This window comes from Peribacillus sp. NPDC056705, assembly GCF_043656335.1.
In genome coordinates this window covers 372652-390492 of sequence record NZ_JBHTYI010000002.1, presented here as the reverse complement: position 1 = coordinate 390492, position 17841 = coordinate 372652, and the positions used below count along the sequence as shown (strand labels likewise).

17 protein-coding genes and 1 riboswitch are annotated in these 17841 nt (G+C 41.9%); of the genes, 1 reads left to right on the top strand and 16 read right to left on the bottom strand.

Translation table 11 applies throughout. From position 1 onward, the window contains the following. Positions 1 to 382: 382 nt before the first annotated feature. The 8 genes from ACFRAK_RS04310 to ACFRAK_RS04275 form a co-directional block, all read right to left on the bottom strand. Positions 383 to 1462, bottom strand: a complete 1080-nt coding sequence (locus ACFRAK_RS04310; RefSeq protein WP_260285349.1) for a GerMN domain-containing protein — start codon at positions 1460 to 1462, stop codon at positions 383 to 385. A 303-nt stretch (positions 1463 to 1765) separates the two neighbouring features. After that, positions 1766 to 2569, bottom strand: a complete 804-nt coding sequence (gene racE, locus ACFRAK_RS04305; RefSeq protein WP_387602551.1) for a glutamate racemase — start codon at positions 2567 to 2569, stop codon at positions 1766 to 1768. A 10-nt stretch (positions 2570 to 2579) separates the two neighbouring features. Continuing rightward, positions 2580 to 3023, bottom strand: coding sequence for a MarR family winged helix-turn-helix transcriptional regulator (locus ACFRAK_RS04300; protein ID WP_098370109.1), 444 nt, complete (start codon positions 3021 to 3023; stop codon positions 2580 to 2582). 222 nt (positions 3024 to 3245) lie between these two features. Continuing rightward, the gene (locus tag ACFRAK_RS04295; protein ID WP_028392149.1) at positions 3246 to 3470 is read right to left on the bottom strand and encodes a helix-turn-helix domain-containing protein; all 225 of its coding nucleotides are present in this window, start codon (positions 3468 to 3470) and stop codon (positions 3246 to 3248) included. A 106-nt stretch (positions 3471 to 3576) separates the two neighbouring features. Next, positions 3577 to 4056 (bottom strand): acyl-CoA thioesterase, encoded by a 480-nt coding sequence (locus ACFRAK_RS04290; RefSeq protein WP_387602547.1) that lies wholly within the window; start codon positions 4054 to 4056, stop codon positions 3577 to 3579. A gap of 270 nt (positions 4057 to 4326) precedes the next feature. Then, positions 4327 to 5100: a succinate dehydrogenase iron-sulfur subunit gene (sdhB, locus tag ACFRAK_RS04285; RefSeq protein WP_034308984.1), complete on the bottom strand. Its 774-nt coding sequence runs from the start codon at positions 5098 to 5100 to the stop codon at positions 4327 to 4329. Between the two features lie 17 nt (positions 5101 to 5117). After that, a complete protein-coding gene (gene sdhA / locus ACFRAK_RS04280) occupies positions 5118 to 6869 on the bottom strand; it encodes a succinate dehydrogenase flavoprotein subunit (RefSeq protein WP_387602639.1) in 1752 nt (583 codons plus the stop codon). Between the two features lie 70 nt (positions 6870 to 6939). Beyond that, complete coding sequence (locus tag ACFRAK_RS04275) at positions 6940 to 7548, bottom strand: succinate dehydrogenase cytochrome b558 subunit (RefSeq protein WP_387602544.1); 609 nt, start codon at positions 7546 to 7548, stop codon at positions 6940 to 6942. Positions 7549 to 7932: 384 nt separating this feature from the next. Here ACFRAK_RS04275 and ACFRAK_RS04270 point away from each other — a divergent pair, with 384 nt between their 5' ends. Continuing rightward, positions 7933 to 8403 (top strand): YslB family protein, encoded by a 471-nt coding sequence (locus ACFRAK_RS04270; RefSeq protein WP_387602541.1) that lies wholly within the window; start codon positions 7933 to 7935, stop codon positions 8401 to 8403. Positions 8404 to 8465: 62 nt separating this feature from the next. Here the strand turns inward: ACFRAK_RS04270 and ACFRAK_RS04265 are convergent, their stop codons facing one another. The 8 genes from ACFRAK_RS04265 to ACFRAK_RS04230 form a co-directional block, all read right to left on the bottom strand. Next, positions 8466 to 9698: an aspartate kinase gene (locus tag ACFRAK_RS04265; RefSeq protein WP_387602539.1), complete on the bottom strand. Its 1233-nt coding sequence runs from the start codon at positions 9696 to 9698 to the stop codon at positions 8466 to 8468. An 88-nt stretch (positions 9699 to 9786) separates the two neighbouring features. Next, positions 9787 to 9963, bottom strand: a riboswitch (Lysine riboswitch). A 61-nt stretch (positions 9964 to 10024) separates the two neighbouring features. Further along, entirely contained in the window at positions 10025 to 11797 is a 1773-nt protein-coding gene (uvrC, locus tag ACFRAK_RS04260; RefSeq protein WP_387705105.1) for an excinuclease ABC subunit UvrC, read from the bottom strand. A 102-nt stretch (positions 11798 to 11899) separates the two neighbouring features. Further along, positions 11900 to 12220 carry a thioredoxin gene (trxA, locus tag ACFRAK_RS04255; protein WP_328113193.1) on the bottom strand — a complete coding sequence of 107 codons (321 nt, stop codon included), beginning with the start codon at positions 12218 to 12220 and terminating at the stop codon, positions 11900 to 11902. 198 nt (positions 12221 to 12418) lie between these two features. Next, positions 12419 to 13396 carry an electron transfer flavoprotein subunit alpha/FixB family protein gene (locus tag ACFRAK_RS04250; RefSeq protein ID WP_192205998.1) on the bottom strand — a complete coding sequence of 326 codons (978 nt, stop codon included), beginning with the start codon at positions 13394 to 13396 and terminating at the stop codon, positions 12419 to 12421. A 70-nt stretch (positions 13397 to 13466) separates the two neighbouring features. Next, complete coding sequence (locus tag ACFRAK_RS04245) at positions 13467 to 14240, bottom strand: electron transfer flavoprotein subunit beta/FixA family protein (RefSeq protein WP_394571346.1); 774 nt, start codon at positions 14238 to 14240, stop codon at positions 13467 to 13469. 122 nt (positions 14241 to 14362) lie between these two features. Continuing rightward, positions 14363 to 15136, bottom strand: coding sequence for an enoyl-CoA hydratase (locus ACFRAK_RS04240; protein ID WP_353872305.1), 774 nt, complete (start codon positions 15134 to 15136; stop codon positions 14363 to 14365). Between the two features lie 123 nt (positions 15137 to 15259). Beyond that, complete coding sequence (locus ACFRAK_RS04235; protein ID WP_260285357.1) at positions 15260 to 15847, bottom strand: fatty acid metabolism transcriptional regulator FadR; 588 nt, start codon at positions 15845 to 15847, stop codon at positions 15260 to 15262. A 199-nt stretch (positions 15848 to 16046) separates the two neighbouring features. After that, positions 16047 to 17744 (bottom strand): AMP-binding protein, encoded by a 1698-nt coding sequence (locus tag ACFRAK_RS04230; RefSeq protein WP_394571345.1) that lies wholly within the window; start codon positions 17742 to 17744, stop codon positions 16047 to 16049. Positions 17745 to 17841: the final 97 nt, after the last annotated feature.

Here is a 17841-nt window from a genome sequence, read left to right as displayed (position 1 = left end):
TACAGGGAACAACACTCCTTATGCCAAGCATCGCGTTGAGATGCGGTCAAGATATTGGGAAGGAGCAGTACATGTACCGTGAATCCTGTATTCATAATGATTAAAACATACATGTGTACAGCCTGAATTACCTTTAGATCCAGAATATCCCCCCATTTATCGCATTATTAAAAGTAATTTCCCCTTTTAAAAATTTATTTATGTAAAAACTTTCTCACGATACGGGAAATTGCCTGACAGGGGTATTAGTTCTCATCTAAAGCAATAATTAAGTTTTATACGACAGGGGCTCTAAAAGGGTGGTAATTCAATTCTGGAGGCAAAAAAATAAGAGACAGCTTCAGGCTGCCTCATTGCGCTATTTCTAATATTATTCCGTTCTTTAAAAACTGCCAGTGTTGACTTTCTCTGGACGTACCACCGGTTCGGATAATTTCTTTCCTTCTTCATTAAGAACATCAGCGCTGCCCTGCACTTGTACTTCAACGCTTTCAATTCCTTTCTGTTCCGTTAAAGAAAGAACCAAGGCATCAAGGACTTCTTGTGATACCTTTTTCTCTTTAAAGCTTCCAAGGATATTTTCATTAAAGTTGAGGCTGACCTTACCTTCTGCCACTTTAGGCTCGTCAAGTAAAGCTACATCACTCATGAACCCTGTTTGCAGGCTGGAACCCGAAGGACTCTTCGTTAATTCCTTAATGACGGCTGTTACATTATCAGACACCGTTTCACTGATCCTGCGCGTCACCGGAACATAATAAGTGTACTCCTCGTCACCGCCTACATAATAAACGGTCAGTGCTTTTGTATTGGAAATGTCGACTACGTCACTCGTATCGATATTGATTCCTGACGACCTTGAGATATTTTCATCTATCGGTGTGCCATTGACCGGCATTTCGGAAATATCTTCCCCATTGATTCTCATTTGGATTTTATCGACCGAGTCGAATTGTGTCAGGGTCCATGTAATGGCTTGAAGGATTTTAAGTTCATCCTCTTTCTGATAGTTTTTGAACTCCGGCGAAAAGTCCGCCACAGCCACTCCGTCTTTAATGTTCACGCTTATTTGGGTATCGGCAGGAATGACGGCCCTGAACCCATTTGGAAGTTTATCCGTGACTGGCCCGTTACTGACAAGGTAATCAAGGGCCTGTTTAGCTACAGCCTCCGATTTAGGAAGTTCCAATGTCTGTGGAACCACATACCCGCTTTTATCAATTAAATATAACTCCGTCTTCACCGTTTTCGATTCAACAGCGCCTTCTTCTCCATCAGCCGCTGGCTTTTCCTCACCATTCGTTTCTTTTTCTTTCAATGAAGATTCATCCTCGACTAATGTAACATCCTTTGGTGGATCAATTTCCTTTTTCTCTTCACCGCCAAATAATCCGCAGCCCGAGAGCCAAAAAGAAGATGCCAGAATGGTCACAACCATTGTTACTTTTGATTTATTGGACATAAAATCACTCCTAGGACAGTTTGTACTCCTATTTATACGAGCCCTGGGGGAAAATAGACCAATTATTTTTCTCTCTGAAATGGAGCTGGGCAACTTGCCCGTACTGCTGCATTTTTGTCAGCTTCATTGGGATTTCAGGAAATCCTGATTGGAACACCCGAATCCCCTTTCCCTTTCTATCCCTTAAATTAAAGCCCATCTAGGCTTCATCTTCTCTAGCGATATATCCATCCTGGCTTGCAGCTATTTACATAACAATATATTTTTGCCCCTTCCGAAAAAAAAGACTTCCAAATGGAAGTCTTATAAGTGATCAATTTTAATTGTTTCGATGTCATTGACATGAATACCGAGCCAGCTCGACGCGATGGAACCAAACATATCTCTTGAACCAGTCGTGTAAAAGCGATGAACTGGACGGAGCTTGCTTTTATTGATTAATTTATAGTAATCCAAAATGACACTTGCCTCACGGGCCGTCTCTTCACCAGAGGAAATGACTTGCACTTCGTCCCCCATATAGGAAGAGATTACAGGCCCCAGCAGTGGATAATGGGTACAGCCAAGGATCAATGTGTCTATCTTCGTTTTCTTTAACGGGTTCAAGGTTTGTGCCACGACCCTATTGACGATACCCCCTTGAAACTCCCCGCTTTCCACGATCGGGACAAATTTCGGGCATGCTAAACTATCTACTTTCACATCGGAATTGATGGAAGCAAGCGCGTCGTCATAAGCTTTGCTTTTTACCGTGCCTTCCGTACCAATTACGCCAATATTCAAGGACTCAGAAACTTTCAATGCCGCCCTTGCCCCTGGATGAATGACACCCAACACAGGAATCGGAAGTATTGCCCTGATCTCGTCCAATACAGCTGCAGTCGCCGTATTGCAAGCGATGATCAGCATTTTTATATCCTTCTTCATCAAGAACCTCGTCATCTGCCATGTGAAGGTCTGGACATCTTTTTTAGTCCTCGGCCCATAAGGGCATCTTGCTGTATCACCTAAGTAAATTATATTTTCATTTGGAAGCTGACGCATGACTTCTTTAGCTACTGTCAAGCCGCCTACCCCTGAATCAATGATGCCTATCGGTTGTTTCAAAAAACTCGCCTCATTTTTCTTTCATTTCTAGATGTAGTTTTGCTAGAATCCCTTTGAGGGACCTGATGTCAGATTCGTTAAAATTGACTAACACGCCACTCAAGTACTGCTGCCGTTTATTAATTACTTCTTCGATAATCCGTTCACCTTCTTCAAGAAGGTGAATTCGAACCACACGCCGGTCCTTTTCATCCCTGACACGCTGAACAAGCTGATGTTTCTCCATGCGGTCAATCAGATCCGTCGTTGTGCTGAAGGCGAGAAACATCTTCGTGGACAATTCGCCAATCGTCATATCGCCTGATTCAAAAAGCCATTGCAAAGCCACGAATTGAGGAATGGTAATTTTATAATCATGGAGAATTTCTCTTCCCCTTTGTTTAAGCCACGTCGATACATAGCGCAATTCCCTCTCGATATCGGCTACATATGCCGCCTGCTTCTCTTCATCCATATACACAGCTCCCCACTTCATGAAACTTATCATACTACCATTTTGGATGAAAGTGAAATGATTTTCAAGATTGATTGCCTGGAAGCATTATGAAACCCCATACATAAAAATAAGCAGCATCCAAAGAAGTCAAAACAACCAGGTTGCTTTGCCCTTCCTTATATGCTGCCAATAAACGGGAGAGAAATTATTTTTAAGGCTTACGTATTAAGAGTTAACACATTAAAGCTTAAGTTCTCCCATACGAAGGAGTTCTATGACTGCCTGCGAACGTCCTTTAACTCCAAGCTTCTGCATCGCATTCGAAATATGGTTTCGAACTGTTTTTTCGCTAATAAACAATTCACCTGCGATTTCTTTTGTTGTTTTGTCTTGTACTAGTAACTCAAATACTTCTTTTTCTCTTTTGGTGAGTAGTGGCTTATGAGTGAATTCGTTCTCCTTCAAGTAATGTTACCCTCCTTGCCTTCACCAGCATAAAACCCGGAGTGGGTGTCTATTTAGTCAAGATATAGTATGTCGGCTAGGGCAATGGAGTGACTCTTTTACTTGTCTAAATGGAAATATTTTTAGGATTGTTCAGCTCTGTATGCCACATCGATCGTTTCATCTCTTCCGTCCAAGGTACGGGCTTTCCGGTGTCCTTTGAGACTTGCACAATCGTCCCCCTGCCCGTTAAACAAATTGAGCCATCTTGTTTGGCCCCCATATAATGTAAGTCCACTGAAGAATTTCCGATATGGTCAGCTTTCACATGGATTGTCAACTGATCATTGAAAAACACCTGCTTCAGGTAATCACACTGTAAATTTGCAACAACCGGCATCTCACCGCATTCAGCCGAGGCCCAATCCTTCATGAACCCCATACTGTTGAAATACTCAATCCGAGCTTCCTCAAAATAAGTAAAAGGAATCGTGTTATTCAAGTGCCCAAACATATCAGTTTCCGAAAAGCGGACCTTAATCTCATGTTTAAAAGAAAAATCATTGATCCACTCCGTTATATTATCGATATATGATATTCTGCCCAACTTGTGCACACCCTTTCTGAATTGAATGACTATTCACTCATTTTATAAGAAAACAACGATAATGAAAAGGATTTTCTATTGAAGCAGGTTAATTTTATCAAGCTCACTTCATTAATCAAATCCTTCACCGTTGGCTTGGGCCGCAATTACACTTTAATTCCAGTTATCGATCGTTTATATTTTGCAATCGATTCCCAACCAAGTCAACGTGCGTAAAACAATAAAAAAAAGAACCCATATCATAAGATACAGGTTCTTTCATGTTACTTATTAAACTTCATCACTGCCGAAGAAGTTACGGAATTGTTGGATCGTAGTATCACGGTTCAACGCGGCAATTGAAGTCGTCAATGGAATGCCTTTCGGACAAGACTGCACACAGTTTTGCGAGTTACCGCAGTTTGCAAGCCCTCCATCACCCATGATCGTATTTAAACGTTCAGCTTTGTTCATTGCACCTGTTGGATGTGCATTGAATAAACGAACTTGGGATAATGGTTGTGGCCCAATGAAGTCTGAATTGCTGTTTACGTTCGGACAAGCTTCCAAACAAACACCGCAAGTCATACATTTAGATAATTCGTAAGCCCATTGGCGTTTCTTTTCTGGCATACGAGGTCCTGGTCCAAGATTGTAAGTTCCATCGATAGGAATCCATGCTTTTACCTTTTTCAATGAGTCGAACATACGGCTGCGATCGACTTGCAGGTCACGAACAACAGGGAATGTACGCATTGGAGCTAGACGAACTGGCTGCTCCAATTGATCGATAAGAGCTGTACATGATTGTCTTGGTTTACCATTGATAACCATTGAACAAGCACCACATACCTCTTCAAGACAGTTCATGTCCCATGCGATTGCTGTAGTGTGCTTGCCTTGTACAGTTACTGGATTACGACGAATTTCCATTAGAGCGGAAATTACGTTCATATTCGGGCGGTACGCTAATTCGAATTCCTCATCATAAGGAGCTGAATCCGGTGTATCTTGACGAGTGATTATAAAACGGACTGTTTTAGTCTCAGATTTAGTTTCAACCATTTTTTTGCTCCCCCTCTTTAGTGTTTCGTTGTGTAGTCACGTTTACGCGGTGCGATAAGTGATACATCAATATCTTCGTAATGGAATTCAGGTGCTTGATTTAAGCCTTTGAATGTCGCCATTGTAGTTTTCATGAATTTATCATCATTACGTTCTGGGAAATCAGGTTTGTAATGAGCTCCGCGGCTTTCGTCACGGTTTAAAGCACCAATTGTGATTACACGAGCTAATTGCATCATGTTTTGAAGCTGTCTAGTGAAGGCAGCTCCTTGGTTGCTCCATTTTGCCGTGTCGTTGATGTTAATTTTCTTGTAACGTTCCATCAGCTCAAGAATCTTGTTATCCGTTTCTTTCAGCTTGTCATTGTAACGAACTACAGTAACATGCTGTGTCATCCACTCACCAAGTTCTTTGTGTAGAATATACGCGTTTTCATTACCATCAAGAGACATGACTTCATTCCATTTCTCCTGTTCTTGTTTTTCGTACCCTTCATACAATGAAGAAGGAATGGATTCTGAAGTTTTATCAAGGCCTTCAATATATTTAACGGCATTCGGTCCAGCGACTGAACCACCGTAGATTGCAGAAAGAAGTGAGTTCGCACCAAGACGGTTACCGCCATGTTGTGAGTAATCACACTCACCTGCAGCGAATAAACCTTTGATGTTAGTCATTTGGTCATAATCCACCCAAAGTCCGCCCATAGAATAGTGAACGGCAGGGAAAATTTTCATTGGAACTTTACGAGGATCTTCACCCATGAATTTCTCGTAAATTTCAATGATTCCGCCAAGTTTGATATCAAGTTCTTTAGGGTCTTTATGAGAAAGATCCAGGTAAACCATGTTTTCTCCGTTAATACCAAGCTTCATGTTCATACATACGTCGAAGATTTCACGTGTAGCGATATCACGAGGTACAAGGTTACCATAAGCAGGATATTTTTCTTCAAGGAAATACCAAGGTTTTCCGTCTTTATATGTCCAGATACGTCCACCTTCACCACGAGCGGATTCACTCATTAGACGAAGCTTATCATCTCCAGGGATTGCTGTCGGGTGAATTTGAATGAACTCACCATTTGCATAATTTACACCTTGTTGATAAACGATGGATGCTGCTGATCCTGTATTGATCATTGAGTTAGTTGATTTACCGAAAATGATTCCAGGGCCGCCGCTCGCCATGATGACTGCGTCGCCAGGGAATGATTTGATTTCCATTGAAGTCAGGTTTTGAGCTACGATACCGCGTGCTGTTTGCTCATCATCGATAACAGCTCCAAGGAATTCCCAGCCTTCATATTTCGTTACAAGGCCTTCAACTTCATAACGGCGAACCTGCTCGTCCAATGCGTAAAGTAATTGCTGACCAGTTGTTGCACCAGCGAATGCTGTACGGCTATGTTGAGTACCACCGAAACGACGGAAATCAAGAAGACCTTCCGGAGTACGGTTGAACATTACACCCATACGGTCAAACATGTGGATGATCGATGGTGCTGCTTCGCACATCGCTTTAACCGGCGGTTGGTTAGCCAAGAAATCTCCGCCATAAACTGTATCGTCGAAGTGGATGTATGGAGAATCCCCTTCACCTTTTGTATTTACTGCCCCGTTAATTCCGCCTTGGGCACAAACTGAGTGAGAGCGTTTAACAGGCACTAAAGAAAATAAATCAACCTGTTGTCCCAGCTCTGCTGCTTTGATCGTAGCCATTAATCCAGCTAGACCTCCACCAACGATAACTATTTTACCTTTACCCAATTCTGTCACTCCCTTATTTCCATTAGCCAAGCTATGTTTTTCCTAATACTTATAAATGAACTCTATCTTCTTATACGAAAGCGAAAATTGCACTAACTCCGATATAAGAAAGAAGAACGAAAACGATCAATGTAAAGTATGTCATGATTCTTTGCGATCTTGGTGAAACTGTCAGACCCCAGCTCACTGCAAATGACCATAATCCATTAGCAAAGTGGAAAATTGCTGAGATAATACCGACAATATAGAACCCGATCATGAATGGATTAGAGAAAATTTCCGCCATCATATCGAAATCAACTGTTGCCCCTAGAGCTGCTTGGACTCTAGTTTCCCAAATGTGCCAAACAAGGAAGATCAAAGTTATGATTCCAGTCAAGCGTTGCAGCATGAACATCCAGTTACGGAAGAAGCTAAATCTCCCCAAATTGTTTTTTGCTGTAAAGGCAATATAAATTCCGTATACAGCATGGAAAAGGATTGGTAGATAGATGACGACCCATTCAACCAAAAGCTTTACGGGCGTAAATTCAATCAAATGAACTGCCCCATTAAAAGTCTCTTCTCCTTTTGTTGCCATAAAGTTTACCGATAAATGAAAAATTAGGAATAGACCAATTGGAATTACTCCTAGAAGTGAATGAAGCCTGCGATTCCCAAACTCACGATTCTTTGCCACTAAGTGCCCCCCCTTAATTTGTGAAAAATCATGCAAAGATAATCTGGTGGCTACCTTTTATCTCCGCGTGAAAATATAGTATAGAGTCAAAAAAACTCCTCTATACTTCCTTTACAATTATGTGACATGTCCATTTTACTCCTGACTTCAATGTGCGTCAAGAAAACGGATACAAGAAATCTCTTTTTCAGAATAGATTTTATTGGATTAAATTGTCAATTTTTAATCTATCAAGTATATATTTTGGAGAAATTACAAATTAATCTATTAATATCCCGCTATAATTTCTCATTTTTTTCCATTTGCTATTTAAATAAATAAAAAACAGTATAATTTGCAAAAGAAATACGTTTATAATAGATTTACAGAAAGAGGCGATAAATTATGAAAAAAAATATTGCTGCTGCGATAGAAGAAGAGATTCAAACTGAAGAAATTCAAGCTGAGGAATTCAAAGTTCCAGCTTTCGGGTACGAATTAATCAGAGAAGTTCTATTGAACGATGTTCTCGGAAAAGACTCTAATCAAATCCTCTATTGGGCAGGTAAACAATTAGCAAGAAAATTCCCGTTGAATGGCGATCAGGAAGTTATTGAATTTTTCCAAAGCGCCGGATGGGGCAATCTTGAAATCATGAAGTATACGAAACACGAGATGGAATTATCCCTGACGGGTGAAATAATCAGCCGCCGCTTGGACTTACACCCTGATTGTCACTTCCAGCTTGAAGCCGGTTTCCTTGCCGAGCAGTTTTCACTGCAAAAAAAATTCCTCAGCGAATCAACGGAAGAAATCAAACGCCGCGCAAAAAAAGTGATATTCACCATCCAATGGGATCCCAGAGATCCAATCTAATTAGCCCTTAAAACAGACTTACCCTTTTTACCGGAAGTCTGTTTTTTATTGGACTCCTGCACTTAAGCTAGCACATTTGCATGCTGACCAAGTTTAAATGCTTCATGAAGGGATTCAACCGCCTTCACCATTTCCTTTTCATTGACGACAGTCGAAACTTTAATTTCCGATGTGCTGACCATTTTCACCTGGATGCCTGTATTGGCCATCACTTCAAACATCTCGGCAGCCACACCGGGGTTGGATACCATACCAGAACCGACGATGGACACTTTGGCCAACCCGCTCTCCGTTTCGACCCGGTCGAATCCCAATCGTTCTTTATTATTTTCCAGCACGATCAAGGCCGCTTCCGTATCTCCACTTTTTGTGGAAAAAGATAGATTGGTCGTATCCTCGGCTGTCATGCTTTGAATGATGATGTCCACATTGATCCGGTTTTTCGCAAGTGTCGTGAAGATTGTGGATAATGCCCCAAGTGATTGGGGCAAACCATAAATTGTGACCCTCGTAATACTGTCTTCAAAAGCAATGCCGCGTACAATTAAGTTTTCTTCCATAGTTGCTTCCTCCTCAATGATCGTTCCTGATTCTCTCTCCATGCTTGAACGGACTTCAAGCGGAATTTGATAATTTTTTGCATATTCGACAGCCCTTGGATGGAGGACGCCCGCCCCTAGGTTGGCAAGTTCCAGCATTTCATCGTAAGAAATGGATTGGAGTTTTCGCGCGCCTTTTATGTAGCGTGGATCCGTTGTGAAAACACCTGTTACATCCGTATAAATATCGCATCTATCCGCATTCAGAGCTGCAGCGATGGCAACCGCCGTCGTATCTGAACCGCCTCGCCCCAATGTAGTGATTTCCCCATTTACATCGTTCCCCTGGAAACCGGCCACGACCACTATTTTCTTCTGTTGAAGCTGAGCTTGGATCCTTGAAGCATCAATGTTTAAAATCCGGGCATTCCCATGAACGGATTCCGTTTGCATGCCAGCCTGCCAGCCAGTATACGAAATGGCTTCATGCCCTTCTTCAATCAATGCCATCGTTAACAGGGAAATCGTTACCTGTTCCCCAGTGGTCAATAGCATATCCATTTCCCTTTTGCTCGGGGTTCCGGAAATATCACGGGCCATGGAAACCAATTGGTCCGTTGTTTTCCCCATGGCTGAAACAACGACGACTACCTCATTTCCATTCTCCGCTTCCTCGATTACCCGATTGGCAACATTTTTGATTTTTTCTACGCTACCGACGGATGTTCCGCCGAATTTTTGAACGATTAATGCCATCCTCATGCACCCTCTCTACTTTTTAGGCAATAAAAAAAGCAATGAGAAATATCTCATTGCTGTGATCACATATCCAATACTGTAAACACAGTGAGATAGCTCTCCAGGGTATAAACCCTGACAATCCGCCATTTATTAAATGTCGGACCAGGAAAACAAGGTATGAGTCTTGTCTTCCTTCGGCGTCATCCCCTTTCAAAACCTTTCATGGAAGCTCATACTTCTCCAGGTCTTTACTCTTGAATTCCGCACCTCTATCAGCACTTTTAAGTTGTCTAGTTAAAAATTCCTTTTAATCATAGCATAGTGATTTATCGGTAGCAAGATTATTCTTGTAATTTTCTAACGATTCCCTCGGCTACCCCTTTTGGCATTCCAGCTTCCATGATTTCCTCGACTGTTGCCTCTTTGATCTTCTTCAATGATCCAAAATGCCTTAATAATTGCTTCCTTCGTTTTTCCCCGACTCCTGGAATATCATCAAGCTGGGAGTGAACCGCATTTTTCCCGCGTAGCTGGCGATGAAAAGTAATCGCGAACCGATGCACTTCATCCTGAATTCTTTGCAATAGGTAAAATTCCTGGCTCCGAGAATCAAGAGGTACGATTTCAAGAGGATTTCCGATCATCAATTGCGATGTCCTATGCTTTTCATCCTTAATGAGACCTGAAAGCGGAATCTCAAGGCCCAATTCATTCTCCAGAATATCCCGTACGGCTTCGACATGTCCCTTTCCGCCATCAATGATGATCAAGTCCGGTAGCGGCAGCCCTTCTTTCAATACTCGTGAATACCTTCTTCTGATCACTTCACGCATCGATTCATAATCATCAGGTCCCTGGACTGTTTTGATTTTATATTTTCGGTACTCTCTTTTTTCCGGCTTCCCATCAATGAACACGACTAAAGCGGAAACAGGGTCACTTCCCTGGATATTGGAGTTATCGAAAGCTTCAATTCGATGCGGGGTGTAGATGCCCAGTTGGTTCCCGAGGTTTTCCACCGCATTGATCGTTCTTTCTTCATCCCTTTCAATCAAAGAGAATTTTTCCTGAAGGGCGATGGAGGCATTTTTATTCGCCAATTTAAGCATGTCTTTTTTCGCCCCCCTTTTGGGGTGAATCGTTTTGACCCCAAGCAGCCCTTCGGCCATTTCGGCATCCACTGATTCAGGGAGCAAGATTTCCTTTGGTTTAAAATGGTTCGTAATCTCGTAAAACTGTCCCAGGAATGTAAGTAGTTCCTGTTCGGGTTCATCATAGACCGGAAAAAGTGAAACATCCCTTTCTATTAATTTACCCTGCCGGACAAAAAATACCTGAACACACATCCACCCTTTATCATAGGCAAAGCCAAATACATCCCTGTCGACGAAATCGGTCGTCATCATTTTTTGCTTCTCCATCGTAATATCAATGTGGGCAATCTTGTCACGGAACTCCTTGGCCCTCTCGAAATCGAGCTCTTCAGATGCCACTAGCATTTTTTCAGTCAGTTCTTTTTTTATTTCAGTATGACCGCCGTTCAAGAACCGGTTGATATCATCCACCATTTTTTTATATTCCTGTTCCTCTACTTCATATACACATGGGGCCAGGCACTGGCCAAGATGATAATAGAGACAAACGCGATCTGGTAAAGTATTGCATTTTCTTAGGGGATAGATGCGGTCGAGCAATTTTTTCGTTTCGTTAGCTGCAAATGCATTCGGATAAGGACCGAAATATTTCCCTTTGTCTTTTTTGACTTTTCGCGTAATGATTAGACGCGGGTGGCGTTCCGCAGTCAGCTTGATGAAAGGATACGTCTTATCATCCTTTAGCATGACATTATATTTTGGGTCATGTTTTTTGATTAAGTTCAGCTCTAAAATAAGAGCCTCGATATTGGAAGAGGTGACGATGTATTCGAAATCCTCAATCTCATTCACGAGCCGAAATGTTTTTCCATCATGAGATCCCGTAAAATAAGATCGGACACGATTTTTCAACACCTTCGCTTTGCCTACATATATGATCGTTCCCTGACGATCCTTCATTAAATAACAACCAGGTTGATCGGGAAGAAGGGCAAGTTTATTCTTTATTTGTTGATTCATGATTCAGCCTCCTGTTCTCCCATTTTTACAATCATTATATATCAAGATAGCGAAAAAAGCTTCAAGTCCGCAGACTTGAAGCTTTTTTTAGCTAACTTACTATTACGCGTGTTTTGCAATAAGTTCAGCAAGTGCTTCTTTAGGTTGGAAACCAACAACCTTATCAACCACTTCACCGTCTTTAAGGACGATTAATGTCGGGATGCTCATTACACCGAATTTTCCTGCTGTTTCTTGGTTTTCATCTACATCCACTTTTACGATTTTTGCTGTATCGCCAATTTCAGTATCAAGTTCTTGAAGAACTGGAGCGATCATTTTACAAGGTCCGCACCATGGAGCCCAAAAATCTACAAGAACAACACCTTCGCTAGTATCTGTTGTGAAAGTTTGGTCAGTTGCATTTACAATAGCCATATATATTTCCTCCTCAAATTTACTCAAATAACTAAAGACAGTATACCATTGTTGCTCGAATCGATGCTAATATTTTGCTTCAGTGGTAGGATGTCCAAAAAAAGAATAAATATGCAGGCCGAAGTCCTTGCCTCTTAGCCCAAATAAAGGGGCAAGACATGTGTCGGCTTATGCCAAATGTCTTGCCCCCTAATTTGTATTATTTTAAGCGTTAACTTTTAGTTTTTTGAATTCTTCCGTAAGTAATGGAACGACTTCGAAAAGGTCTCCGACAATTCCGTAATCAGCTACATTGAATATGTTAGCTTCCGGATCTTTATTGATGGCAACGATAACCTTGGAGTTGGACATCCCCGCTAAATGCTGGATCGCACCGGAAATTCCGCAGGCGATATAAAGGTCAGGTGTTACGACTTTACCCGTTTGCCCGATTTGCAAAGAGTAATCGCAATAGTCCGCATCACATGCTCCGCGTGAAGCTCCTACCGCTCCGCCAAGAACTTGTGCAAGTTCCTTTAACGGTTCAAAACCATCTTCACTTTTCACGCCCCGTCCACCTGCGATGATTACTTTCGCTTCTGAAAGGTCGACCCCTTCACTAGCTTTTCTGACAACATCTTTAATGATTGTACGTAAATCCTTAATGTCCACACTTAATGTAGAAACATCACCAGAGCGGGACTCATCTTTAGCTAATGGTTCGATATTGTTCGGACGGATTGTCGCGAATATCACGCCATCCGTAACAATTTTCTTTTCAAATGCTTTACCAGAATATATCGGGCGGGTGAAAACGATATTTCCGCCTTCTTCTTCAATAAATGTAACGTCCGAGATCAAACCTGATTCAAGCTTTCCAGCCAATTTAGGTGCAAGGTCTTTTCCTAGGGCCGTATGTCCAAAGAAAATTCCTTCTGGCTTTTCCTGCTCAATGACGGCAAGCAAGCTTTGTGCATATCCATCTGAAGTATATTGTTTCAATTGGTCATTTTCCACTGCCACAACCCGGTCCGCGCCATACTGGATCAATTCATTCCCGAAGTTTTGAACACTGTCACCAACTAAAACACCTACGATTTCCCCGCCATCTGCAGCAAGTTTAGCCGCACCGATAGCTTCAAATGATACATTTCTTAGTGAACCGTCACGAACTTCGCCCAATACAAGAAACTTTCTAGCCATTTATAAAAACCTCCTGTGCTCTATTTTTCTTTTTTGTCGTGTGTGTTGTTTTGAAAAGTACCGTTTAAGATCAAATTACTTTTGCTTCACTGCGTAATAATTGAACAAGTTTGCTAACTTGATCACTGATTTCTCCGTCCAATACTTTTCCAGCTTCTTTTTTAGCAGGAAGGTAAATTTCAATCGTTTTTGTTTTTGCCTCAACATCTTCTTCTTCCAAGTCCAGGTCATCCAATTCCAATTCTTCAAGAGGTTTTTTCTTCGCTTTCATGATTCCTGGCAATGAAGGGTAACGCGGCTCATTAAGCCCTTGTTGAGCTGTCACCAACAATGGAAGGGATGCTTCGATCGTTTCAGAATCCCCTTCGACATCACGGATAACGCTTACATTTCCATTTGCTATGTCCAGTTTAGTAATGGTTGTAATATAAGGAATTTCTAAAATTTCGGCAACGCGTGGCCCCACTTGACCAGAACCTCCATCGATTGCTACGTTTCCTGCAATGATTAAATCGGCATTTTTACCTTTTAAGTATTCACCTATAATTTTGGCAGTCGTGAATTGGTCGCCATTTTCTATGTCGTCTTCTATATTTATCAATACGGCTTTGTCAGCACCCATTGCCAGCGCTGTACGTAATTGCTTTTCAGCCTCTTCGGTTCCGACAGAAATAACCGTTACTTCTCCGCCTTGTGCATCACGTACCTGGATTGCTTCTTCAACCGCATACTCATCGTATGGATTAATGATGAATTCTGCTCCATCCTCATTAATTTTCCCATTGGATAGTGTAATTTTTTCTTCTGTATCAAATGTTCTTTTCAGCAGTACATAAATGTTCACGATAATACCTCCCGAATGATTTGAGTTTTGAAGATTATGAATTTTATTGATATATAGTATTTTCTACAGATTTCATCAAAATCCTGCATAATATATAAAAATAGTTATTTATACCAAAATCATCATTTCCCTTTGAATACAGCTTCCCTTTTTTCAATGAAAGCGCTGATTCCTTCTTGTGCATCAGCGGTATCGAAAGCCTGGCCAAAGAGGGCAGCTTCCCTTTCCACACCTTTATGATAGGAATCATGCTTAGAATAATTTAATAACTCAATGGCCGACTTTAAAGCCAGCGGGCTTTTCTTGGCAATTTTATTGGCTAGTTCCTTTGCTTTTGGAATCAGTTCTTCATCCGTGAAGGCATGATTCGCCAATCCGCATTGCACAGCTTGCGTACCCGATATCGGTTCACTTGTAAAAAGCATTTCAGCAGCCTTTGCCATGCCTACATAACGAGGAAGACGTTGGGTCCCGGCAAATCCAGGGATTAAGCCCAACTGCAGCTCAGGCAAACCAAGTTTAGCCCTTTCAGTGACCAATCGGATGTGACAGGCCATTGCCAGCTCCAATCCTCCGCCAAGCGCCGCTCCATGGATGGCTGCAATGACCGGTTTTGGAAAAGATTCGATTTTCTCAAATACAGATTGACCATTCTTGGTCAGCTTCTCGAAAGCTTTCCCGTTCTCCACTTCCGTAAACTCTTTAATGTCTGCTCCTGCAGAAAAAAATCTTCCTTCACCATGAAGAAGGACAACCCGTACGGCCTCGTCTTTCTCAATTTGATCGAAGGCCTGTGAAAGCTCTCCGATGATAGCAGAAGAAAGCGCATTTGCAGGTGCATGATCAATCGTTATAAAAGCCACATGATCTTCGACAGAAAGCTTAAGATATTCCATATCAATCCCTCCAGGCATGCTAGTCGAACTTTTTTGAAAATTCAATATGTACCACTTCCCGATAAAGGGGAGCAGAATTAATCGATTCTTTCGAGGATGGCTAGCCATCCTCTATTTAAATCGTTAACTTTTCAGGCCACAGCCGCCAATTAGCAGGCGGTGAACGTCTGGTGCAAGGTCAGGAAGAGAGTACTTTTGCTCATTCATGACCCAAGTCGTCACCGTTTCGTCAATCGTTCCAAAAATCATCTGCCTGGCAAGTAAATTATTTAAATCAGGCAGGAATTCGCCGTTCTCTTTTCCTTCAATAATGATCTGATCGATTAAATTTAAATACCCTCTTAACACATCATTAATTCTAAGGCGCAATTCTTTATTCGACTGTCTCAATTCCAACTGAGTGACAATTGCTAAATTCACGTCTTCTGAAAGGTTTCTAAAATGTTTTTGGATGAGCACACTCAGTTTATCCGAAGCAGTGGTCTTCCCTGTTATTTCTTCTTCGATCTGTTCCACGAATGAGCCCATCTTTTCATGGAATAATGATATCAGGATATCTTCTTTATTTTTAAAATATAAATATATGGTGCCATCCGCTACGCCTGCCTGCTTGGCGATTTTGGATACTTGGGCTTGATAGTAACCGTTTTGGGCAATGACGATAACGGCCGCTTCAATAATTTGATTATACTTTGGTCTGTTGCTTTTCACTGGATGTCCCCTTTCAGAAAATGAATGAATCATCATTCATATTTCTATCATAAAATGACGACCCTTTACTGTCAAGCAAAAACTTCTAGGGGTCCTGACATTCACTTCAGTTCATTGTACAGCCCCCATCCATAGGTTGTCCAGCCGTTCTGCAAAACACGGAGCTTTCTTCCGCTGCTCCGTTAAAAGGGGTGCTAGTTTAAGCTTCTTTTCTTTCCTCGGATATTTTTTTCTTTTCTTCCTCAACAAGGACTCTTCTCAGGATCTTTCCAATCGTCGTTTTAGGAAGTTCATCCCTGAATTCATAGCTGCGCGGCACCTTATAGGAAGCCAGGTTCTTTCTGGCAAATTCATTCAATTCCTCTTCAGTGGCAATGGCATTTTTTTTCAGTACGACATAGGCCTTAACGGTCTCACCGCGATAGGGGTCAGGGATACCTGCCACAACCACTTCCTGTATGGCCTCATGCTCGTATAGCACCTCCTCCACCTCTCGTGGATATATATTGAAACCGCCTGCAATGATTGTATCCTTTTTCCTCTCGACCACATAAAAGAACCCCTGCTCATCCATGTAGCCCAGATCTCCTGTAAGCAGCCAGCCATTTCTAAAGGTGTTTTCCGTTTCATCCGGACGGTTCCAATATCCTTTCATTACCTGTGGTCCTTTTATGGCAATTTCGCCTATCTCATTCGGGGGAAGCTCTTCAAAGGTTTCCAGGGACAGAATCACAGAGTCAGTATCTGGCCACGGCAGCCCAATGCTTCCTTTTACACGCGGCTGATCCCAGATGAAATTAGCATGGGTCACCGGTGAGGTTTCGGAAAGTCCATAGCCTTCAACAAGTTTCCCGCCGGTAATTTTCTCAAACTGTTCTTGAACCTCTATGGGCAATGATGCAGAACCGCTTATACAGGCATTGATGGAAGAAAGGTCATATTTAGCGATATCCGGATGGTTCAAGAGGCCGATATACATCGTGGGCGCTCCTGGAAACATGGTCGGTTTCTGTTTTTGGATGGTTTTAAGCGTCGCTAAGACATCGAACTTTGGCATGATGATCATGGTGTTTCCTTCCATGACGGAAAGAACCAAGACTGTAGTCATACCGTACACATGGAAGAAAGGCAGAATCGCAAGGATCCTTTCCTCACCGCGCTTATTTTTATAAAGCCATGCATTGCACATTTTCGTATTCGCAAGCATATTCTTATGGGTAAGCATGACCCCTTTGGGAAAGCCTGTTGTCCCACCAGTATATTGCAAAAGGGCAAGGTCATTATCCACATCGATCGGCACAGTGACTTCTTCGGTCATCTTTCGTTTCATGATTTCGGAAAATAAATGATGATTCCCTTCATGCTCCACATTGATGACAATGCCGTATTGCTTTTTTTGAATAAAAGGATAGATGAGATTTTTCGGAAAAGGTAAATATTCCTTGATAGCGGTTACAATTATATGTTCTATATCCGTTCTTGATGCCACTGCTGCAACACGGGGAAATAAAATATCCATCGCCAAAATTATTTTCGCTCCGGAATCTTTCATTTGATATTCTAATTCACGTTCAGTATAGGTTGGATTCGTTTGAACCACGACTCCGCCGGCCATCAATATCCCAAAAAAGCCTATGACACCCTGCGGGCAGTTAGGAAGCATGACGGCAACGCGTTCACCTTTTTGAAGACCGATACTTTTTAAATAGGCTGCAAACTTTAAAGCAGATTCATGCACTTCCCGGAAAGTTAATTCTTTTCCCTGGAAATGAATCGATACTTTATCGGGGAATTCTTCGGCTGATTCCTTTAAAAAAGAATAAAGAGGTTTATCTTCGTAAGACAAAGCAGCGGGTATCTGTTCCGGATAAATAGCTTGCCATGGCTTATTGCTCATTTGCCCCCTCCTTCTGAATATTCTCAATACTCTTTTCATTATAATACAATCGGGATTTTCTTACAATTGCAGAATTTCAGTGTACAAAGACCCCATG